This is a genomic window from Undibacterium sp. Tian12W (genome assembly GCF_049339405.1).
GTDB lineage: Bacteria > Pseudomonadota > Gammaproteobacteria > Burkholderiales > Burkholderiaceae_D > Undibacterium.
This window is the reverse complement of sequence record NZ_JBMPPK010000010.1, coordinates 13,022-34,701: the sequence shown is the minus strand read 5'-3', so window position 1 is coordinate 34,701 and position 21,680 is coordinate 13,022. Positions and strand designations below refer to the sequence as shown.

The window sequence follows — 21,680 nt, the reverse complement described above, 5'->3', positions numbered from 1 at the left end:
CTTCATTGTTTTAAGTAATAGGTAGCACTGGGAGTAGAAGCGAGAATGCCGGTCAGTTTTATGAGAAGTAAGTTCTGCGCATCTCGCTGCAAAAACCTCAGTGCTTTGTTTGCGGTGGCTGGCCTGCTGGCCATGCAATCTGCAAACAGTCTGTCTGCTACCCCTGCTATCCCTACCACGCCTGCTTCGCCTGCTGCATCAGTTCCACCAGCAGCATCTACGCCTTCAGCGGCGTCAGCACCATCAACACCAATCAAGCCACCTGTCAAACCAAAAATCATCAGCGACTGGTGTACGCCACTGGTAGCACGCTTGCCCAAGGTCAGCCTGACTGACTGCAAGAACAGCAAACTGAGTCCTACTGGTGCCAATTCTCTCAATGGTTTCCCGGTACTATTCCGCGATATCAAGGCAGATGCCAAACACCCGCAAGCGATACGGGTACTGCTGCTGGGTGGCATACATGGCGATGAACAGACGGCGTCTTCCGTTGTGTTCAAATGGATGGAAGCCATGCAAAAAAGCCCGTTGGAATTCAACTGGCGCGTGGCACCTGTGGTCAACCCTGATGGCCTGCTGGCCCCCAAGCCACGCCGCGTCAATGCCCGTGGCATAGACCTGAACCGCAACTTCCCCACGCCCAACTGGCAAAAAGAAGCGCCAAGCTACTGGGCCCGCGTGACACGCAGCGACCCGCGTCGCTATCCAGGCAAGGCACCGATCTCTGAACCGGAAAGCCGCTGGGTGTATGAAACCATAGAAAAGTACAAGCCCGACGTCATCATCTCTGTCCACGCCCCTTTTGGCGTACTCGACTTTGACGGCCCAACCACTCCACCGAACCGCTTTGGCCGCCTGATCTATAATCGCGTCGGTGTCTATCCCGGCTCACTCGGCAATTACAGCGGCCTGCACAAAGACATCCCGGTGGTCACCATAGAACTGCCAAACGCCACGCAAATGCCGCCAGACGCAGAAGTACAGCGCATCTGGCAAGACATGCAGACGTGGATACGGCAGAACGTGGCGACACCGTTGAAGACGGCACGTAATCCTTGAATTTGCATCTGCATTAACTACATCGTTTATCCTGTGGACTTACTGTGCAGTCTCATCTTCGATTAAGAAAGCCATGGTCCGGTTTTTGTCCAGCATCCATTGCTGCGCCAGACTTTGCACTTTGCTCAGGGATATCTTCTCTGCACTATCCCTGACTGTGAAATACCAGCTCCAGTCATTGGCAACCAGGTAAAGCGGCAATGCTACGGCATAACGCTCTGCGTCATTCTTGCGGGACTGAAAACCCTTGAGCCACTCTGGCTTGGCACGATCCAGTTCAGCCTGAGTAAAAGGATGTTCCAGAATGTCTTTTTCCAGACTCAGGAGTCTGGCTTTGGCATCGGGCAGCAAGTTACCCGATCCATATGGCAATAGGGACCTGACAAACAGGATACTGTCATCCAGATAAGGCGTCACATAAACGCCGATTTTTTCTGTCATCGTGGCATCTGCAGATTTTTTCTCCTGACACCGGTCTTTGAGTATGCTGGCAATCAAATGAACCGCAACAAAATCTGGATCACCAACAGGCACAACACGATAGGCACTGATCATGCCCGGCGCAGTGCGCCTATAGCTCAGGCTGATTTCTTGCGCGGCAAGCTGGGTAATCTTTTCAAATCGCCTGTGCTGAAGAACAGATTCAGGTTTGGGTATGCTGGCAAAGCGGGCTTGAATTAGCTCCAGCATTTCTGTATTGTCAAAATTGCCGGCGACAATCAGGCTGGCATTATCGGGCCGGTAATAGCTTTGCCAGAATATTTTAAGTTTATTCAGGTTGGCATTCGCCAGATCACTTTTATCACCCAGAGTATTGCGCCCGCTTGCCTGGCCTGGCCGCATGGCAATCACAGTTTTTCGCAATAAACTTGCATCATGTTTGCTGCTCGTGTTGCCTATCTCTTCATAGACTTCCTGCAATGCGGTCTTCAAACTGGCTTCACTATAATTGAACTGGCTCATGCGCTCGGCATCCAGCGCGAGTATCCATTCCAGCTCTTTGCGGCTGCTGATGTTTTTTGTTCTGTAGTACGTATAGTCGCTGCTAGTAATACCCAAGCGACTGATATGTTTTTCTTTTAAATCATCTTCCAGTCTCGGATAGAGCAAAGAACTGCGCTGCGCGACAAAATGCTCAAACATATGCGCCAGTCCCGATTGCCCTTCCAGCTCACCTGCACTGCCTGTGCGGTACACCAGATTCACGACATAAAGGCTGGATTTGGCATCAGGCATAAGCAGTATCTGCAAACCATTCTTCAACTGATACTCATGTACGCCCTCAATACTGCGGACAAAGCGCACTTGCGTGTCATTACTTACTGTTGTTCCTACTTTTTCCGAATCCGCGGCAAAGCTGCCTGCCTGCACTTGCCAAAAAAGGCTGAGTAACAATATTCTTGAAAAAATACGAGGAGTCATAGATATGAAGGCACTTTAAAAATTAGTATGATTTAAAAAATTTTACTTAAGGTTTCCCTTGTCAGTTACCTGAAAAAATATCGGGAAATTCTCATCAACTGCTTTTGCTTAAGAAGTGCCGTCAAGAATGAATTGACTTTAAGCAAACTCTAATAATATCCTTGTGTTACTATTTATTCAACATCAATCCGGTGTTGACGTGTTGTGATGAACTCAAGGACCTGAAGGAACTTATGAAATCCATTCAATCGATATTGGCATGCCTGCTCTGCGCCACAGCAACCGTCAGCCACGCTGGAATATTGTGTGCAACAGCAAAAAATACGCAGGAAGAAGCCCAGTGCATGACTGCCGAAGTGAGCAAGGCAGACAAGAAGCTGCAGACCTACCTGCAAGCTGCCAAAAGCCGCATTGACAGAACTCCGGACGTCAAGCTCAACCTCGATAACGCGCAAAAATCCTGGGAACAATATCGCTCCGCCCATTGTAGTGATGTCTATACTTATTGGGCACAAGGCAGCGTGCGCTATCGCCAGTCTGCCCAGTGCCAGCTTGACCTGACACAAAACCGTACCCATGATGTGTGGCAAGCCTACCTGACCTATGCAGACAGCACGCCACCTGTACTGCCCCGTCCCTGAAGCCTAAACCTTAAGCCAGCGTGGCGGACAGGTAGGTTTTGATAATCGGTTGTACAATGCAATGCTGTTTTATCCGGCGTTTCATACATACCCCACGAAGAAACCTTACAGGAGAACACCATGCAGCTTCGCGAAGACTTTAATAGCCTGGTTGGTAGCACTGAAGATAGTACGGCAGTCAACCGCCGCAGTTTCATGCAAACCGCAGTTGGTGTCGGCTTTGCCGCAGCAGTTGCACCAGTGAGCGCGCAAACCATGATCAAGACTGACCGCGCCGGTCTGACAGATGGCGTGGCAAAACTGACTGTCGCCGGTGCAGAAGTACCTTTGTACTTTGCCAAACCCGAGGGCAAGAGCAATTTGCCAGTGATACTGGTGATTTCCGAAATTTTTGGTGTGCATGAACATATTGCCGATGTCGCCCGCCGCTTTGCCAAACAGGGTTATCTGGCGATTGCGCCTGAATTGTTTGTGCGCCAAGGCGATGCAAAAAATGCTGCCAGCGTGGCCGAACTAATCAAGGAAATTATTTCCAAAGTGCCTGATGCGCAAGTCATGGGTGATCTCGATGCTTCAGTTGCATGGGCAGCCAATAATGGTGGTGACACCAAGCGCCTGGGTATCACTGGCTTTTGCTGGGGCGGCCGGATTACCTGGATGTATTCTGCCTACAACCCGAACGTCAAAGCCGGGGTGGCCTGGTATGGCAAGCTGGTCGGCGATGCCACGTCACTGACGCCCAAGCACCCTATCGATATCGCCGCCAACCTGAAAACACCTGTGCTGGGCCTGTATGGTGCCAAGGATCAGGGCATTCCGGTAGAGTCTGTCTTCAAGATGGAAATGGAACTCAAAAAGGGCAATAGCAAATCAGAATTCAAGGTTTATGAAAATTCTGGCCATGCCTTCAATGCTGACTATCGCCCCAGCTATAACGAAGCCGATGCCAAGGATGGCTGGGGCCGTGCGCTGGCCTGGTTCAAAGCCAATGGCGTAGTGTAATCAATATCCCTCTGTCACAAGCGGATCTGGTGCAAGCTACCTGCCAGATCTGCCTCTTTCATCTTATCCCAGGACTACAGCATGCACACTTACGACTATGACTTATTCACGATAGGCGGCGGTTCTGGTGGTGTGCGGGCCAGCCGCTTTGCGGCACAGTATGGTGCCCGTGTTGCATTGGCTGAATCCGGCCCACTGGGCGGCACATGCGTGAACGCAGGTTGCATCCCTAAAAAACTGATGTCGTATGCCGCGCACTACCATAATGACTTTGAAGAGGCTGCCGGCTTTGGCTGGAGCGTAGGTGAGCAACGCTTTGACTGGGCTACCCTGATCGCCAACAAGGACAAGGAAATCGCCAGGCTCAATGGCATCTACAGCCAGATATTGACGAATGCCAATGTGGATGTCATCGCTGGCCATGCGCAGATAGTGGATGCGCACACGGTGGTGGTGAACGGTAAAAGCTATAGCGCACATAATATCCTGATCGCTACTGGCGGCCACCCCATCAAACCAGAATTACCAGGCAGTGAACTGGGCATTACGTCGGACGAATTCTTTCACCTGCCTGCCCTGCCGCGCCATGCGTTAGTACAAGGTGGTGGATATATTGCGGTAGAGCTGGCCTCCATCCTCAACGGTCTGGGTTGCAAGGTCACACTGGTGCAACGCGGGATGCAAATCTTGCGCAGCATGGATGCTGACCTGGGGCATTTCCTGATTGCTGAAATGCGCAAGAAAGGCGTGGATATTGTGCTTGATACCAGCATTGTTTCCATAACTGTACAAGGTGACAGCAAACAGGTAGTGCTGAGTGATGGCCGCACCCTGGATAGTGACTGCATCCTGTTTGCTACAGGCCGCAAACCCAATGTCAGAGGACTGGGGCTGGAGAACGCCGGCGTGCTGGTGCGCGAGAATGGCGCCATCAGCGTGGATGAGCACTTCGCCACCAATATCCCGCATATCTATGCCATAGGCGATGTCATCGACCGCGTAGCACTGACCCCGGTAGCGCTGGCAGAGGGCATGGTTGTTGCAGCCAACCTGTTCCAGCATGGCCGCAAGCTGATGTCCTATGAAAATATTCCCACTGCCGTGTTCAGCCACCCGAATGTCGCCACCCTGGGCATGACTGAAGCCAAGGCACGTGAAAAACATGCCCATGTCAGAATCTTCAAAAGCGAATTCAAGGCACTCAAACACACGCTGTCTGGTTCCAGCGAACGCTGCCTCATGAAAATGATCGTCGATGCCGATACCGACCGTGTACTAGGCATGCACATGGTAGGGCCGGACGCTGGCGAAATCATTCAGGGCTTTGCAGTGGCAATGCAATGCGGCGTGACCAAGGCACAGGTCGACGCCACCATAGGCGTGCACCCTACTATTGCAGAAGAGTTTGTGACGATGCGGACGGCAGTAGTTTAGTTTGATGTGACTGCCTGTTTAAAGAAATATTGCTGAAATTATTTCAGCTAGCGTGCGATTAACAGAGCATAGTCGCACGCAAATTAAACATCGCGAACCATTCGTTTGCGCGTCAAGGGGGAACCGTGTGATCCACTCTTACCCCAATTCCAGTTCTCTTCGATCCAGATGAAGCTGTTTCAGCCTGACTTATAGACCAAATATCTTTCGATCACACTGCAGTCTGTCGTCCTCTTTTTCCAATTTTTCACAGTTGCGCATACGTGGTTTTAATTCTGTCAGTTCGGTATATTTTTGATTGCTCTCTATCGCCGCGCATTTCCTTAAGTTGTACACATAAATATAGGTAGTGTCGACATCAGGATTTTCAAAAACCTCGTTGATTATTGCTGGCATTACCCGCAAAGTAAGCTGGTCATTCTGCAATCCAGTTTTTACGAGAGCGCTGACACTTTCTTTTGACATTCCCTTGTCTCTGGCAACGGCGACATTGGATGCAGACTGTCCGATATTTTCACACAGAGGCACACGCACCAACGGGTTCCATGCAGACCGTGGGTTTCTTTCGAGATAGTTGGCAATATAGCGTTTATCTGCATTTTGGCCTTTGTAATGCGAACAGGCATCAACAACTGCAGCTTGAGCCGCGCCACGCTGGATGGTCTGATCTGCATAAATAATCTCATAGATTTTGCCAACAACTGCGATGTATTCAGACAGCAAATTTGCCGGAATTTTAAGATGACGATTCATCGATGCCTTGACCATCTCAAATGCCGTTGCCTCCGGCATTGCAGAATCACGTCCGTCTACTGCGAAATCTGCATACATATCCAGGTTAGAACAAACCGTCAGGGTTTCTTGGTTGACAGGATTTTGGCTGCTTTGGTCTGCTGCCTTCACGGCAAATGGAAGCACCATGCTCAGAATAAAAAAGAGGGAAAATATTTTATTTTTCATTTTTTGAATACCAAGTTTAGAAATAGTCAGGCTAATTAACACCACTCCACTGATCCCGACGACAAAGCGACACATGGATGACAGCCAGGTAAGGTGCGTTTCAATGCACCAGCTGTGATAGCCATGATGATAGATCGAGAACAGTGGCAATGTAAAATCAGTGCGTTAAAACGCCCCCTACAGGCAGCTTGTTTGTCGCATTTATAGTGTTCACAGCATTCCCGATTTGTTCAATCAATGTATCCCAACGTAGATGCCAAAGGATCTATCTTTTCCCATTGGTCTTGTCTGGGGATTGCTTTCGCCCGCAAAATCAGCGCATTGGCTTCGGCAATCTGGCCTTTGCGCCGGGTCAGTTCAGCCAGCCTGATCAGCACCAGCGGCAATCGCTTGCCAGCTTTCTTTTCCTGCACCAATAAAGATGCGCGCAACAGCGGTTCAGCTTCAGTGTCGCGCCCCAGTTTCAGATAAATCACTGCCTGATCATCCAGCAAGGCGGTTGGTTCACCGTGGGTAGCCCAATATCCTCCCGGCATAGGGTCTTCAGGCATTTGTGCAATGGTCTCAGTGCGCCTCTGTTCCATTGTTTGCAGCAGGGCCAGCGCTTTTTCGTATTTTCCTTCCCGCATGAAATGGGCTGCAATACGGCGCCCTGCCTCATAGGGATTGAATGGCTCCAGCACCAGCATCAGTGGACTCTCTTCCCAGGGAGCCTGCGCTGAAAAATTGAGTTTCTTCAGCAATTGCTCAAGCAAGATTTCAGCTTCGCTACCTCGCTGCAAGCCTATCAAGGCGGCGCAGCGCATCAGTACAAGCTCGTCAGGCTCGCCATCAGGTTTGCTCAATTTTTCCCAGATGAAGGAATACTGGTCCAGATAGCCCAAGGCCTCTGCATACTCATGCTTGCTCAGGGCAAGATTCGCCAGATTGATATTAATCATGGCGCCAAACAAACTGGCGCTCATATCCGCATCTCTTACTGCGAATTTAGTTTGTTTGCTAAATTTTAGTGCAAGCAGGTTAAATTTTTTCGCGTCAGAAAAATCTCTCGCCCAATATGCCAGTTTTGCTAACATAACATAAGCGACTAGCTGGTCACCAAATTCTCGCTCACTTGCGGGTGGCTTTGCTTTTTGCAGATAGTCGGCCAGGCGCTTCCAGCATTTGGATACAGGTACTGGCTCACAAACTGGTGAATTATCTAGTTGTGCTTCCTGATTATTCTTCGTATTGTCTGCCGCCTGAGCCAGGTCAAAAGCGAATAACAACATCAGAGAATATACTATCCATTTTTTCATTTATATGTCTTTGGTGAAGGCGATAGCAGGACAAAAGTATATAGTTCAAAGAAATATCGCTGGCATTTCGCAGCATTCCTGTTTGAACCGATTACCAGCAAGGCTGCAATACTTATTTTCATTTCTGACGATGCGGTACATTTCAGTTGCGCAGGCTAGCGCCCTTTACCGGAAGTAGCCATCAATTCGATGGCTTGATTTTCTGATATACCCTTCCAGTGCCCTGATCAAACACCCAAATTTGCTCCAACTGGAATACCAGAGCATTACCGGCATAAGTTCCTTCTGTCATCCGGGAAGCAGAAGGGCTTCGGACATGCAGGTAACTCTGTATGAATTGCGGTACCAGGTGCCCAACATACAGTATCCTTAATCTGCTTTTAGCGAGGCGTGCCTCATCTGCCGTTATGTTGAAATCGGGCCTTACTCGTTGCCAAGCGCGGGTATTGGCGATATTCAAAGCGCAAACACGGTACTGGAAAAGATCGACATAAACTTCAATACCAGAGGCACTTCTTGTTCGACCTTTGCTGGCACCTTCGTACGTTTGATTAAGCGTCCTGCTACTTAATATCTCAGTTTTTGCGCTACTCAACTGACTGTAATCTCCAATCTCAAATGAACCACTCATCTGGGCTTTGTCTGCATCATAATTGAATTCCAGCACGTTTCTTGGTACGACAAAAGCCAGCGTGTCGGACAAGCGCAATTGACCACGCAAACCGGCGTTTGCCATTTGCCCAACCCTGCTCTGATAATCTGCAGTTGACTCAAATTCGTCTTTGATCAAACGGAGTTTTTTGACATCTGCGACGATATCTCCACATACTTGCCCGGTATAAGCAGGAGTCAAAGCTTCAAGCTTGTCATCAAAAGGCATCAGTGCAGGAGAGCTCTCATTTCCAGAAGCCCCGACACCACTGGTCTGGGCGCAGGCAGATAACATCAGTAATAAGGCTGCGGAAAAAATACTCTGTATTGTTTTCATCTTCGGGATTGGTAGTAGTGAGATAGATTGTGAATTGACAACGGCATTCATTATAGCCAAGGAACCATAGGACCCGGCGAATAATGCACATCCCGATGTTGACAATAGAACCAACTTGATTTGCAGAAAACCTCACAATATGCTTTAATTTGCAACCTGGTTGCAAATTCCCGAGGCTTAAAATTCACTCCACGCTGTTATCCATCCTGTTTGCTACCACGATTGCTGGTGTATTAAGCATCACTGCGGCTGCCATTTTTTCGTTTTCGCTGTTGTCCAAAGTTGTAGAACGCATGGTCAGTTTGTCGGTCGGTATCATGCTATCGACTTCCTTGCTGCATGCCCTGCCTGAGGCTTTTGAGTCTGGGGCGGACACCCGCACGCTGTTTGCTTGTTTGCTCGGCGGCTTGCTGGCTTTCTTTTTGCTGGAAAAATTCGCCATCCTGCGGCATTCACATCATCACGAGGGCGACGGCCACCATCATGAACATGGTCATGATGCGCATGAAGCGGGCAAAGCTGGCTGGATGATTTTGGTGGGTGATGGTCTGCATAATTTTACCGATGGCATTTTGATCGCGGCAGCTTTCTTGGCCAACCCCAAACTGGGCCTGGTGACTGGTCTGGCGATCATTGCCCATGAAATCCCGCAGGAGATAGGTGATTTTATCGTCTTGTTAAACGCTGGCTTCAGCCGCATGCGCGCTTATATGTATAACCTGATCTGCAGCATGATGGGTGTGGTCGGTGGTGTGCTTGGCTATTACACGCTGGAAAGCGCCAGCGGCATGATCCCGTATGTGCTGGTATTTGCGTCTTCCGGTTTTATATATATTGCGGTCAGTGACCTGATGCCGCAGATGCAGAGACGGGCGACGCTGAAAGAAACGATACCGCAGATTATCCTGGTGTCACTTGGGGTGGTGTTGGTATTGTTTGTGACTAGTCACAGGTAGTCATTGAAATTTGCGCGTCTCGTAGGTTGGGCTACGCCTCATCAGCCCAACACTGGGCCTCCATCAACGTATACGTCATTTAAACGCCGAGTGTTGGGCTGGTGAAGCGTAGCCCAACCTACGCATATCATCGGCTCAAACTCCACTCAACGCTCCACGGGCCTGGACGCATCTGCACACCACTCACTCCACGATCCCGGATACAAGGCGGCTCCCTGCAAACCCGCCACTTCCAGTGCCAGCAGGTTGTGGCAGGCGGTAACACCAGAGCCGCATTGCATGATGGCCTGGCTGGCATCGCCAACTACTGCAGACCACTCCTGCTGCAACTGCTCTGCGGATTTGAAACGGCCATCGGCTTGCAGATTGTCTTTGAAGAAGCGGTTTTTGGCGCCGGGGATATGGCCGCCGACTGGATCGATCGTTTCATTCTCACCGCGGAAACGATCAGCAGCACGGGCATCGACCAAGGTTTTGGCAGCGCCGCTGATATTTGCCAGTACCTGACTGACATCGACTGTGCCCACCAATGTTGCCTGTTCGCTGATATTGCCACTGCGTGCAGCAGGCACTTCAGTCGTGACAGGCTGGCCGGATGCGATCCAGGCTGGCAAGCCACCATCCAGCACCGCCACGGCCTTGTGGCCTACCCAGCGCAGCATCCACCACAGGCGCGCTGCAAACATGCCGCCGTGGGCGTCATACACGATGACCTGGCTGTCATTGTTAATGCCCAGGGCTTGCAGGGTGGCGATGAAATCAGTTTTTTCAGGCAGAGGATGGCGGCCACGGAAGACACCATCTGCACCAGTTTTGGCAGCCGACAGGCGTTGGTCCAGATGAACGAATTGCGCACCGGGGATATGTCCCTGGTCATAAGCTGCCTGGCCTGCATTGGTGTCCATCAAATCATGGCGGCAATCCAGCACGACCCAGTTGGTGTCGGCAATGTGGGATGCCAGCTCTGTTGCACTGATCAATGTGGTGTACATCTTGGTCTCCTGAAAAAATAAGCTGATGATTATTCTGAACTGATGGCATCGCCGGGTATGGATTTGCGATTGGTCTTGGCATTATAGAATGTTGCGATGAGGCCGCTGCATAAAATCACGGCGATACCCACCCAGCTTAACCAGGCAAGGCTGACTTTCCAGATCAGCACATCCCAGACGCTGGAAAACACAATGCCCACATATTGCAGGTTGGCTGTGACCAGGGTATTACCTAGCCGGTAGGCGCGTGTCATGGCCATTTGCGCGCTCGCGGCTGTGACGCCTATCGCCAGCAAGAGCATGATGCCCCTGCTGTCCAGGTGATGCCAGGTAACCTCACCGGCTGCAGCATATACAGATTTGCCGATCAGGGTACCCATCAAGCCAGCCACGGCACAGGTCAGGGAGAAATAAAACACCACGCGGTATTCAGGCTCGCCCAGCAAACCCATTTGCCTGACTTGCATATACGCCCAGGCTGCCAGCATGCCAGATATCAGGGCAAGCACGCCCCCCATGATCTGGTCATTGTGTATGCTGGGGCGCAGCAGCAAGACCACACCGACAAAGCCCAAAAGGATGGCGGCAATGGGTTGCCAGGTCAGGCCGCGCTGCTTGCGCCACCATGCACTTGTCAGCAAGATGGCGGCGATCCAGATGGGTGACATGTAATTCAGTGTCACGGCCATTGCCAGCGGCAATTTGCCCAGAGCATAAAACCATAACCATAGTGAGATGACGCCGACGCCGCCGCGCACCAGGTGATGTCGAGGCATGCCTGTTCTTAAAGTACCACCCTGAACCCTGACCAGCATGGCGATCATCAGCATACCTATCGCACCACGATAGGCGACGATTTCAGCGGTGGAATAATCAACCGATGCCAGCTTGACGCAAACACCCATGATGGAAAACAGAAAGCTGGCAACCAGCATCCATAAAGACTGCATAAGAACTCAACTCCAAACTCAACGCCAAAAGATAAGGGAGGCACGGGCCTCCCTTAAAATTCTACATTACACTGCAATTTTTCTTCGGTACCATTCATGGAAGTGCTGCATGCCATCTTCCATAGGTGATTGGTAAGGGCCGACTTCATTGACACCACGGTCAAACAATATCTTGCGGCCGGCATCCATGCGCTGGCCGATCTCATCATCCTCGACGCAGGTTTCCATATACGCTGCACGTTCCGCTGCGATAAAGTCGCGCTCAAACAGCACGATTTCTTCAGGATAATAAAACTCAACCACATTGCGGGTTTTGCCAGTCGCCGTTGGCCACAGGGTAGATACCACCAGCACATGTGGATACCATTCAACCATGATGTTGGGGTACAGGGTCAACCATATCGCGCCGTACTTGGGTGCTTCACCATCACGGAACTTCAGCACCTGTTCTTGCCAGCGCTGGTAAGTCGGCGAGCCAGATTTTTGCAAGCCCTTGTGCACGCCTACGGTTTGCACGCTGTAGTCTTCGCCGAATTCCCATTTGAGGTCATCGCAAGAGACAAAACTGCCCAGGCCAGGATGGAAAGGCTCGACGTGATAATCTTCCAGATAGACTTCAATGAAAGTCTTCCAGTTGTAATCACATTCATGCACTTCGACATGGTCGAGCATATAGTCAGTGAAATCCAGATCCTCGGTGACGCTGAGTTTGGACATGCGTTCCATGACGTTGTAGCCGTTTTGCTCGAACAGCAGGCCATTCCAGTTTTGCAGCGGCGTGCGCTGTAAATTCAGGCAGGGTGTGTCAGCAAAATGCGGCGCACCGATGAGCTCGCCTTTGAGGTCATAGGTCCAGCGATGCAGCGGGCAGACAATATTATTGGTATTACCGCGCCCATTGAACATCAATGCCTGGCGGTGACGGCAGACATTCGACATCAGTTCTATGCCTTGCGCACTACGCACCAGCATGCGGCCTTCGTTTTCGGCAGCAAGCGTGGCAAAGTCGCCGACATTGGGCACCATGAGTTCATGGCCGACATAACGCGGACCAGAATGGAATAAATCTTTGATTTCGCGCTGTAACAGCGTTTCATCAAAATACACGTAAACCGGAAGTTGCGCGTCAGAACGCGCGAGTGTAGACAAAGAAGCCAGATCGGACATCCCCACCCCCCAAATTAATTTGCACCAACCTAAGAGAGAAAGAATCCACAAAAACCTGTTCCGTAAGGATTTTCAATCCCAACGAAAATTCAAACGATCAAACGACTTGAAGAGGAAATTTTGGACAGAACCGGGGATTATACCCGAACCTGAAAAAAATGGTCTGAAAGGATAATGAAATGATATAAAAAGTTCAGGATTTAGCGGATTTGCCGGGTATGGGGCTTTCAAAGCTGGACTGACGAACTGCTTTTCCCTCAGGAGCAAACCAGGCAAGACGGGCAAGCCTGGCTTGCCCACACCACGCTCAACTTGCCTGCAAGACAGCCTGTAACTGCCGCAAAGACAGGGCCGATTCGTCTGCAATACGACGGCGCAAGACCAGGAAGTTGAGGATTTTTAGCAAGGGATTGGGTAAGTCATAATGCAGATGTCTTTCAAATAAGGTTCCCGCTGAGGTTTCTGATAATTGATAACTGACTGTCAGACGAGCACCATTATCGACTTTTGCCTGCCCGGTCCAGCGGCGCTGATCCAGATATTCGGTCACCGTCCAGACCAGATGCCCGGTGCGGCCACCGGCGCGTACATCTTCTTCAAACCGGGTACCGTTGGTGGCGATGCTGGCATGATCCATATACAGCTTCAGCGATGAGGGATGCCAGTCTGGCCAGTGCGTGGGCGTGCAGGCGTAGTCAAACACTTGCCGGATCGGGCGCTGTATCTCTATGGCATTGTAGATATGTGTAGTCATGGCATGCTTTCAGCTGCGGTCCAGCGCAGCGCGGGTATAGGCTTCGACATGGTCGAGCAGCTTTTCTGTGGCGGCAACGGCGCCATCTGCATCGCCACTGGCGATGGCGTCGGCCAGGTCAGCATGGGTCATGGCGGTGACATGCAGGATGTCTTCAAACTGTGCCTGTATCTTCCAGAAACGGCGTGTCAGGGCATGCATGCGCTGCAAGGCAGAGACCAGAAATTCATTGCCTGCCACGACAAACACAAGCCGGTTAAAAGCCGCATCGGTCTCGCCGAGGATAAGTTCATCTGCCTTGCTGGCGGCCTGGCGAAAGCCTTCTGCCAGACTACGGAACTGTGCGCGTTCACCCTTGCTCGCCTTGCGGGTGGCGATGCGTATCAGGCTGGATTCCATGACACGGCGCGCTTCTATCAAACGCATCTGGCATTGCAGATCGACTTCACTGACTATCATGCCTCGCCTGGGCAAGACCTTGACCAGCCATTCCTGCGCCAGTCTTTGCAAGGCTTCACGCACGGGTGTACGGCCAAGATCAAGATATTCACAGAGTTCACTTTCAGTAATCGCCTGTCCGGGTTTGAGGTCCAGCGAGACGATGCGCAATTCCAGCAGGCGATAAGCACGCGCGGCTTGCGACTCGTTTTTGATAACAGGAAAAAGCTTGCTGAATTCTGTTTTATCCATGGTCTGTTGATGAGGTAAATGGCCGTTGTTTCATAGGGTTTTATTTGGCATCAGGGGACAACACCGCCACGCTCACTGGCTGCAGCGGTGCTTGCACATGTGGCACCGGGGGCTGCATACCCAGCTCCTGATAACGCCTCGCCACTTCCGGTTTCAAGTGTTGCGAAGCATAGCCATTGAAGACGGTGCCCAGCAAACTGCGCTGCAAATCGGAGGTGCCCAGCAGCCAGTCGGCAAAGGGAAATGTCAGGTTCATATTGTAGTCGGTCATCAGTGTCTGGGTGTGGTGCACCATGTGATTCCTGCGCATGGTATTCACCAGTGGCAGATGCCTGACCACGCTGTTTTCATCGACATGACAAAGAAAATGCATGGCTTCATACAAAAGATAAAAAGCGATGGCAGTGGCAAATACGATGTAAGCAAGATTACGTCCCGCCACCAGAGCACAGACCAGGCCAAGCAAAACGCTTTGGATAGCGATCAACACAAAAGCATAGGCCGGGAAAAATACGATACGGTATTCACGCGTGCTGGCTACCCGCATTTCTTCATGGGTGAAGTAATGATGATGTTCTTTGGTGTGGCGATGCCAGATCAATTGTGACAAACGGTTCTTGCCACGCTTGTGCAAGCGGTTCTTGTGCACATACCACTCGTTCAGATTGGCAAACAGCAAGGTCGCTGGCACACCCAGCCAGGCCCAACTGGCGGCCTGCACCTGATTGAGTGCCGCCACAATGAGGGCAATACCCAGGCCAAATACAAACAGGCCGTGCAAGACGCCATTGTAATAAGGGCTGGTCGCAGCCTGATACTGGCTGCGGAACAGACGCTGCTTTTCATCCATGTTGTCACCTCCGGATAATTTTATTTATTTTGAAGATCAACTGATATATCACATGTTCATCATATACCAGTTTTAAAAAATTAAAAGCATCCGTGTATAAATTTTTGTTCAGGCTGGTTTAACGCACACGGTAGTTGCAGCTGGCGCCCAAGACTGCGCGCCCGGATAAGGACTACCCTCATTTGACTACAAGCGGAAGCAGATGACTCAGGCAAGATTGATGACTGGCTGCGCAATACAGACATGAGATGAAGACGCGGGAAACACCACAAGAGTGAAGTGGCAGCGGAGAAGTAGCAGCAGAGCGCCTGTTGTGGTGAACCGACAAACTTGCCCGCCAAAAACGCAAGGCTGCATTTTAGTGAATTTCATCTAAAACCCCGCAACAACTTGCCTTGCTCAGGCAACTACAGAGTGCATATAAATGATTTAACTATTTATGGGGGCGCTTGTGTCGTCACAAATTCCCAACACTCTTCATTTTCCAGGCTCATTTATGTTGCATAGCAACTTGCTAATCAAGCCTGACAAACCTAGCCTGAGCTTGCCATATCAAGACCTGCTCACAGAAGCGGGCACATAGGCACCGCTGCGTTTCATTTCAACGATAACAATGAAAGAGACAAAATGAAAAAACAAATGGTAAAAAGTGTAGTGATGTTCGTCATGGCCATGATGGTGTTACCAGCACCATCGTGGGCAGCAGGTTACACGGAGACAAAATATCCCATCGTGCTGGTGCACGGCCTGTTCGGTTTCGATAACATCGGCCCGGTAGATTACTGGTATGGAATCCCCTCTGCCTTGCGCAGCGATGGTGCCAAGGTCTATGTCACCCAGGTCGCGGCTGCCAACAGCACCGAAGTCCGGGGCGAACAATTGCTGGCTCAGGTCAAACAGATACTGGCAGTCACAGGCGCAAGCAAAGTCAACCTGATAGGACATAGCCATGGTGGCCCCACCATACGTTATGTGGCTTCTGTCAGGCCTGACCTGGTGGCGTCAGCTACCTCAGTAGGCGGTGTCAACCGTGGCTCCAAGGTGGCAGACGTCTTGCTTGGTGTAGCACCGGCAGGTTCCTTGTCGAACACCGTACTGGTGTCGATCACGAATGGTCTGGCACAAGTCATCAGCTTCCTGTCAGGCAAACCCACCATGTCGCAAGACTCTCTGGCCGCAGCCAATTCGCTGAGCACGGCTGGTTCACTGAAGTTCAACGCCAAATACCCTGAAGGCGTACCAACGACAGCTTGCGGTGAGGGTGCCTACACGGCACGCGGTGTAGCGTATTTCTCGTGGAGTGGTGCCAAGCCCTATACCAATGTGCTCGACATCATAGACCCAGCCCTGGCACTGACTTCACTGGCTTTCTCAGGTGAAAAAAACGATGGCCTGGTCGCCAGTTGCTCCAGCCATCTGGGCAAGGTAATACGTGATGACTATGCAATGAACCACCTGGACGAAGTGAATCAGACCATAGGCCTGATAAATATCTTTGAAACCAATCCGGTTACCCTGTATCGTCAACATGCAAACCGCCTGAAAAATCAGGGCCTGTAAATCTGTAATACAGCCTCTGAATGTAGTCCCCGCAACAAGATGCAAACTTGAACAAGGAGCGGTAGTCTATGAGAACAGCCAATCTGGCATTTGCTGGCGCGACGGCCCTGGTCGTCGCGGTTTTTTTCGTTTTTACTTCCCTCAAATCAGAGAGCAATAACGAGCCTATCAAACAACGCAAGAGCGATCAAAGCTTTGACTTTGTCCGCTCATTTGAAGGCACTACCCGCGATGGCAATATCAGCCAGAGCGACATGAACCAATTACAGGTCAGTGCAGAATTTCGCCTGCTATTTGATTACTACCTGGCAGCGACCGGCGAGAAAAAACTGCCAGAGATACGCGCCGAAATTGAAAAAGTACTGGATCAAAAACTCAGCGGCAATGCTGCCCTGCAAGCCAAGAACCTGCTGGCCCGCTACATCCAGTACAAGGAAGCCCTGGTCAGTGTAGAAGCCAATGCACAAAACATCAGCGCGGGTAAAACCAGCATGGCCGCAGCAGCCCGCCAGCGCTGGTCTGCCATGCAGCAAACCCGCCAGCGCTTCTTCAGCGAAAAAGAAAATCAGGCCATGTTCGGCTTTGATGACGCCTACGACATCGATGCCCTGAACCGACTTGATGTCGCTGAAAATGCCAGCCTCACCACCGAACAGAAACAGGCACAATTCAAAGCCCTGGACGATGCCTTGCCCGCTGCCTTGCGCGAAGAAAAGAATGCCCCCTACCAGGTCATACGTTTGGAAGAACAGGCCGCCAATCTGCGCGCCACTGGTGCCAGTGAAGATGACATCTATAAAATGCGCGCCGCCGCCACTTCACCAGAAGCCGCCAGCAGACTCGCCGAAGTCGATAGAGAAGAAAGCATCTGGAAGGCCCGCATACAACAATACCTGGAGCAAAAGAATAAACTGAATACCGAAATGGCATTCCACAGTGCGACCGAAAAACAGACAGCGCTGGATCAGGTTCGCAAGCAGTATTTCAATGCGGATGAACAGCGCAGGTTGCCTGCGTATGAGTGAGATGACTTGAAACTGCACCTTCATCTTCATCAATTGATAAAGATGGGGGCAGTCAATTTTCGTGATTGATGCAGCAAACAGCCATTACGGTGCCATCCCCAACTTGTGCGAAGGCTTCTTCTCATTCGTCACATAAACCACAATATGTGAATCTACCGCCCGGAGCCCTGCCTGTTCAAAGCGGACGTACCATTCACCCTTAAATTTTTCTTTGCTGTTATTCCACTCAGAAAAATAAGTGAATGAGACATGAGCAAGCACGTATTTTTTCATGTCGCGCCGCTGCGCTTTCACCAGAAAATCCCTGGCAGACTCTACAACCTCAGCAGGCTGCAGAACTGGTGCTATTTGATTCAGGGTTTGTGCACTGACTGCTGGTGCTGCAAATGCAACACTCTGCAAAAATAACTGTGCCGTTAACAGACTTACCATCAAATATCTCATCACTTGCCTTTGGAAAAATTGTATTCATCTCGCCAGCCGCATCATCACATTCATCTCAGTAGCGACAGCAGCATATACATCAACATCCTGAAGCGTTTAGCCATTGCGGTCTCGCTTGATCCAATCGTATGCTTATCTTTCTCTTGATCTGATCTTCACAACTCAGGTCCGCTTCGAGCACATTGTTACTACGCCATGCAGGATTCAGAAATTCTGCCACTACCCTTGCGTAGTCATCTTTCGCAGACACACTAAGAACGCCCGCATATCCTGCCCACAGTTTTTTGCCGTAGAGTTGATAGATTGCCCAGTCTTCACCATCGAGACCGTTTTGCTGTCTGATGGCGAGAAATTTTTTTTGATCGGATGAAAATAATACTGTATGTCCAGCCGGAAAAATCCTGCCATCACTGTGGCGCAAGATAACGCCACTGGACAAGGCGTCTTCTGTTTTACCTATGAGATGTACTTTCAAGTTTGCATCATATCCACAATAAAACCAGTGTTTGCCTCCAAGCTCCTCATGAGGTGGCTGGTCAACAAAACGCCTTTTACCATTTGCATACTTCACTTCCAGCACATGCTGGCTTGGCCTGCTAGGCTGATGTCCTTGCATGAGCCTGCCTTCTGCATCGCGTGATTGCAATGCGTCTGAGCAGCTTAGTTGCGTCTCAGCCGCGTTGCTGTCTGCAATCCAGGCTGCAATGATGAACAGGAAGAATAATCTCATGGCAAAGTGTACTAACGATCTTGTCGAGATGCAGTACTGGCAGCAGCACCAGTAGCAAGAACTGACAAATGTCGATCAGCATGAATAAAAAGATAGTGAGTGTGCCATTTTAATGACAACCTGGCACATCATTGGCACTACATGCGGGAAATTTATTTCAGTTGAAGCGCCAGGATTTTACTGCGCACTCAAGAAATGAAAGCCTGTCAAACCAGACTCATCTCTTCTTCGTCCTCATGCTCATCTGGCGTATTTTCCAGAGCTTCGGTCAGGGCGCGATCGACGACGCGGTCGAGTTCGAGTATCTTCGCGCGTTTTTCGCGGAAGGTTTGTTCGAGTTCTTCGGCAGTGACCTGGAAGGTTTTTTCCTTGTCACCGGTAGTGAAGATGTACAGGCTGCGCATGGGGCTGACCCAGGCGAGTTTGACCTTGGTGGTGCCACCGGTTTTTTTGGTGAATTCCAGCCAGACGCCGCGTTCGAGTTCGGTGACGGTATCGACGTGTTCATCTGGTGGTGGTGCTGGTTCGGCTTCTGCCTTGCCTTCTGCTTCTGCGCGTTTTGCTATCCTGCGTTCGGCTGCTTGCTGTGCGACTTCGACAGCGATTTCTATCTGACGCTCTGGCGACAAGTCCAGTGGTGCACGGACGATGGACGCATGGCATTCTGCCAGGTCGGCAAAGAATTGCACGCGGTCTGCATCTTCCCACTTGATCAGGCTTAGCCATTTGTTCAGGCGGGCCAAAATCGCAGGTAGGCGGTTCAATAATTCCTGACGTTGTTGCAGGGTGATCTTGGGCTTGACGCTCCAGATCAGGTCATCCATGGTCTTGATGGCGTCTTCAACAGCATAAGGCTTTTCTTCCTTGACACTATAGGCCAGGGTCAGCACCTTGGTCCAACGATCTTCAAGGAAGGTTTCAACAAAGGCGACGACTTCACCACTACCTACGCGCAAGGACACCTCGTGGGTAGCGGCGATATTGGCCTGTTTGACTTTTTCTTTTTTGAGCGCTGTCTTGATCGGCAGTTGCAATGCCTCTGCCGCTTCTTTCTCTTCTTTCTGGATGAAAGATTCGAGATCGTTGACGACTTCATCAAACAAAGCGACTTCCTGGTCAAACTCTTGCTGCACACGATGAACGTTGCGCTGCATGGTCTGGAACAGCGGATCTTGCTGACCTTTTTTCTGATCCCAGGCCAGGCTGTAACGCGACAGCAAATCAACCAGGCGACGGGCCGGGTGATTTTCCTGGAAGAAGAATTCCTTGTCCATCAAGGCGGCCTTGAGGACAGGTATCTGCAGGACTGAAATCAATTCCTTGATCTGGGTAGGAATGGCCTGATTGCGGAACACGCTGTCAAATACTTGTGACAGCAAATCCAGGGTATTTTTTTCTATACCGGTGTTGGCGATGTTGGCAATTTCCGGCATTTGCTCGCGCATTTGCGAGAGGCGCAATACGTCTTGCGCACCGGCCATCATCTGCTGCAGCTTGACACTTTTTTGCAGCTCAGCGAGTTTTTGGAACAGCTCGGCACGCGCCACTGTCTGCGACTCACCCGACTGGGCAAAACCGGAATAAGGGGTAGAGCCGCCAGCACCTTCTGATGCACCGCCCATCTGGCCTGCACCACCTTGGTGACCGCCAAAATTACCTGAGCTGCCTGAGCCACCACCTGCAAAACCACCTGCTGATCCACCGCCTGCACCCATACCACCAGCGCTGCCATGTCCGCCGCCAGCATGGCCACCGGCTTCATTCGCGGCACCAGCCTGGGCATTGCCAGACAGGAGGTTTCTGAGTTTTTGTGAGATATCGCCAGGAACTGCTTCTTTGCGTTTTTCTGAATTACGGCTACGACGTATGCGGAAGGACTCGTGCAAGTCAGGCAAAATGCCTTTGGCGATCAGCGCTTCATTAAGCGAATTTAAAATCGGTTCAAGGTCAAACAATATATCGGCGCGCAACAGTGGCAACACCAGTTCATGGGTGTTTACCTCTGGATCAAATTCACACCAGGCAGAATAAATCGTGTGCAGGAATATCTCTGGGCGGAAAGGATTTTGCGCAATACTCAGCGCATCATGTTCCATCAAGTGGGCAAAACGCATGTTCAATGCGGCGTATTGCTCGGCACTATCGAGTTCCAGTGTGCGACCAGCCCTGCTCAGAGCCAGTTTTTTGTCCATCTCTTCATAAGTGACCAGGGTCAGGGCGACGTCAGCATTGCTGGCGACGATTTTGACACCTTGCAGGAGAGCCTCGATTTCCTTGCGGAAAGCAGCTTCAAATCCTGCTGAGGTCAGGTAGAAAAAGGCATAGCCATTTTTTTTGAGCAATTGCCCGGCGTTAAAGCTCAGGTTTGCTTCACGCGCATCCATGCTCTGTTCAGACAAAGCGAGAAAGGCATTTGCCAGGCGAGCAGAGAATGCATCTATCTGGGATGCCACCAAATGATTCGCCAGCGGAATCAGACCGCGCAAGACGGCATCACGGGACTGTAGAACAGTACCGGTAGGCTTGGGCAGGTTGGCTGGCGTGGACATGGTGACAAGAGAATCAGGTTATTTTGTTCAAACTAAAATTAGAACAATAAAAGTAAGAAAATTTATCCAAGTAATACTATAGTGCAAATCGCACATTACAATTGCAAAGAATTAAGACAAAGTCATGACACAATTACAGATTCTTTTGCGGCGTATGTTCTTTGTTTCAAGATAGTTGGAAAACAGTTAATCTGCACAAGAATTAATCA

At 50.7% G+C, this 21,680-nt stretch carries 20 protein-coding genes; 7 read left to right on the top strand and 13 right to left on the bottom strand.

Annotated elements, in window-relative coordinates; genetic code table 11:
* Window positions 1-60: 60 nt before the first annotated feature.
* The gene (locus tag ACO0LI_RS13875) at window positions 61-1,059 is read left to right on the top strand and encodes a M14 family zinc carboxypeptidase (protein WP_422950738.1); all 999 of its coding nucleotides are present in this window, start codon (window positions 61-63) and stop codon (window positions 1,057-1,059) included.
* 39 nt (window positions 1,060-1,098) lie between these two features.
* Here the strand turns inward: ACO0LI_RS13875 and ACO0LI_RS13870 are convergent, their stop codons facing one another.
* Window positions 1,099-2,364: a M16 family metallopeptidase gene (locus ACO0LI_RS13870; RefSeq protein WP_423033038.1), complete on the bottom strand. Its 1,266-nt coding sequence runs from the start codon at window positions 2,362-2,364 to the stop codon at window positions 1,099-1,101.
* A 350-nt stretch (window positions 2,365-2,714) separates the two neighbouring features.
* Between ACO0LI_RS13870 and ACO0LI_RS13865 the strand changes: the two genes are divergently transcribed.
* The 3 genes from ACO0LI_RS13865 (at window position 2,715) to gor (ending at window position 5,558) form a co-directional block, all read left to right on the top strand.
* Window positions 2,715-3,122, top strand: a complete 408-nt coding sequence (locus tag ACO0LI_RS13865; protein WP_423033037.1) for a lysozyme inhibitor LprI family protein — start codon at window positions 2,715-2,717, stop codon at window positions 3,120-3,122.
* Between the two features lie 120 nt (window positions 3,123-3,242).
* Complete coding sequence (locus ACO0LI_RS13860; protein ID WP_423033036.1) at window positions 3,243-4,124, top strand: dienelactone hydrolase family protein; 882 nt, start codon at window positions 3,243-3,245, stop codon at window positions 4,122-4,124.
* 81 nt (window positions 4,125-4,205) lie between these two features.
* Window positions 4,206-5,558, top strand: coding sequence for a glutathione-disulfide reductase (gene gor / locus ACO0LI_RS13855; RefSeq protein WP_423033035.1), 1,353 nt, complete (start codon window positions 4,206-4,208; stop codon window positions 5,556-5,558).
* A gap of 189 nt (window positions 5,559-5,747) precedes the next feature.
* Here gor and ACO0LI_RS13850 read toward each other — a convergent pair whose 3' ends face one another.
* From ACO0LI_RS13850 to ACO0LI_RS13840, 3 genes are all read right to left on the bottom strand, one after another.
* Window positions 5,748-6,593 (bottom strand): hypothetical protein, encoded by an 846-nt coding sequence (locus tag ACO0LI_RS13850; protein ID WP_423033034.1) that lies wholly within the window; start codon window positions 6,591-6,593, stop codon window positions 5,748-5,750.
* Window positions 6,594-6,748: 155 nt separating this feature from the next.
* Complete coding sequence (locus ACO0LI_RS13845) at window positions 6,749-7,816, bottom strand: hypothetical protein (RefSeq protein ID WP_423033033.1); 1,068 nt, start codon at window positions 7,814-7,816, stop codon at window positions 6,749-6,751.
* A gap of 181 nt (window positions 7,817-7,997) precedes the next feature.
* Window positions 7,998-8,804 carry a hypothetical protein gene (locus ACO0LI_RS13840; RefSeq protein WP_423033032.1) on the bottom strand — a complete coding sequence of 269 codons (807 nt, stop codon included), beginning with the start codon at window positions 8,802-8,804 and terminating at the stop codon, window positions 7,998-8,000.
* A 206-nt stretch (window positions 8,805-9,010) separates the two neighbouring features.
* On the opposite strand from ACO0LI_RS13840, the gene ACO0LI_RS13835 reads away from it, so the two are divergent.
* A complete protein-coding gene (locus ACO0LI_RS13835) occupies window positions 9,011-9,760 on the top strand; it encodes a ZIP family metal transporter (RefSeq protein WP_423033287.1) in 750 nt (249 codons plus the stop codon).
* Window positions 9,761-9,906: 146 nt separating this feature from the next.
* On the opposite strand, the gene ACO0LI_RS13830 is transcribed toward ACO0LI_RS13835, so the two are convergent.
* The 6 genes from ACO0LI_RS13830 to ACO0LI_RS13805 all read right to left on the bottom strand — a co-directional run bounded on the left by ACO0LI_RS13830 (window position 9,907) and on the right by ACO0LI_RS13805 (window position 15,163).
* Window positions 9,907-10,752, bottom strand: a complete 846-nt coding sequence (locus ACO0LI_RS13830) for a sulfurtransferase (protein ID WP_423033031.1) — start codon at window positions 10,750-10,752, stop codon at window positions 9,907-9,909.
* Between the two features lie 29 nt (window positions 10,753-10,781).
* Window positions 10,782-11,702 (bottom strand): DMT family transporter, encoded by a 921-nt coding sequence (locus tag ACO0LI_RS13825; RefSeq protein ID WP_423033030.1) that lies wholly within the window; start codon window positions 11,700-11,702, stop codon window positions 10,782-10,784.
* Window positions 11,703-11,768: 66 nt separating this feature from the next.
* Entirely contained in the window at window positions 11,769-12,869 is a 1,101-nt protein-coding gene (locus tag ACO0LI_RS13820; protein ID WP_423033029.1) for an aromatic ring-hydroxylating oxygenase subunit alpha, read from the bottom strand.
* A 307-nt stretch (window positions 12,870-13,176) separates the two neighbouring features.
* Window positions 13,177-13,623: an SRPBCC family protein gene (locus ACO0LI_RS13815; protein ID WP_422950727.1), complete on the bottom strand. Its 447-nt coding sequence runs from the start codon at window positions 13,621-13,623 to the stop codon at window positions 13,177-13,179.
* 9 nt (window positions 13,624-13,632) lie between these two features.
* Window positions 13,633-14,313, bottom strand: coding sequence for a GntR family transcriptional regulator (locus ACO0LI_RS13810; protein WP_423033028.1), 681 nt, complete (start codon window positions 14,311-14,313; stop codon window positions 13,633-13,635).
* A gap of 40 nt (window positions 14,314-14,353) precedes the next feature.
* A complete protein-coding gene (locus ACO0LI_RS13805) occupies window positions 14,354-15,163 on the bottom strand; it encodes a fatty acid hydroxylase family protein (protein ID WP_423033027.1) in 810 nt (269 codons plus the stop codon).
* 627 nt (window positions 15,164-15,790) lie between these two features.
* On the opposite strand from ACO0LI_RS13805, the gene ACO0LI_RS13800 reads away from it, so the two are divergent.
* Window positions 15,791-16,723, top strand: a complete 933-nt coding sequence (locus ACO0LI_RS13800) for a lipase family alpha/beta hydrolase (protein WP_423033026.1) — start codon at window positions 15,791-15,793, stop codon at window positions 16,721-16,723.
* Window positions 16,724-16,791: 68 nt separating this feature from the next.
* Entirely contained in the window at window positions 16,792-17,748 is a 957-nt protein-coding gene (locus tag ACO0LI_RS13795; protein ID WP_423033025.1) for a lipase secretion chaperone, read from the top strand.
* Window positions 17,749-17,832: 84 nt separating this feature from the next.
* Here the strand turns inward: ACO0LI_RS13795 and ACO0LI_RS13790 are convergent, their stop codons facing one another.
* The 3 genes from ACO0LI_RS13790 to ACO0LI_RS13780 form a co-directional block, all read right to left on the bottom strand.
* The gene (locus ACO0LI_RS13790; protein ID WP_423033024.1) at window positions 17,833-18,180 is read right to left on the bottom strand and encodes a hypothetical protein; all 348 of its coding nucleotides are present in this window, start codon (window positions 18,178-18,180) and stop codon (window positions 17,833-17,835) included.
* Window positions 18,181-18,271: 91 nt separating this feature from the next.
* The gene (locus ACO0LI_RS13785; RefSeq protein WP_423033023.1) at window positions 18,272-18,808 is read right to left on the bottom strand and encodes a hypothetical protein; all 537 of its coding nucleotides are present in this window, start codon (window positions 18,806-18,808) and stop codon (window positions 18,272-18,274) included.
* Between the two features lie 320 nt (window positions 18,809-19,128).
* Window positions 19,129-21,471, bottom strand: a complete 2,343-nt coding sequence (locus tag ACO0LI_RS13780; protein ID WP_423033022.1) for a DUF1631 family protein — start codon at window positions 21,469-21,471, stop codon at window positions 19,129-19,131.
* Between the last annotated feature and the right edge of the window lie 209 nt (window positions 21,472-21,680).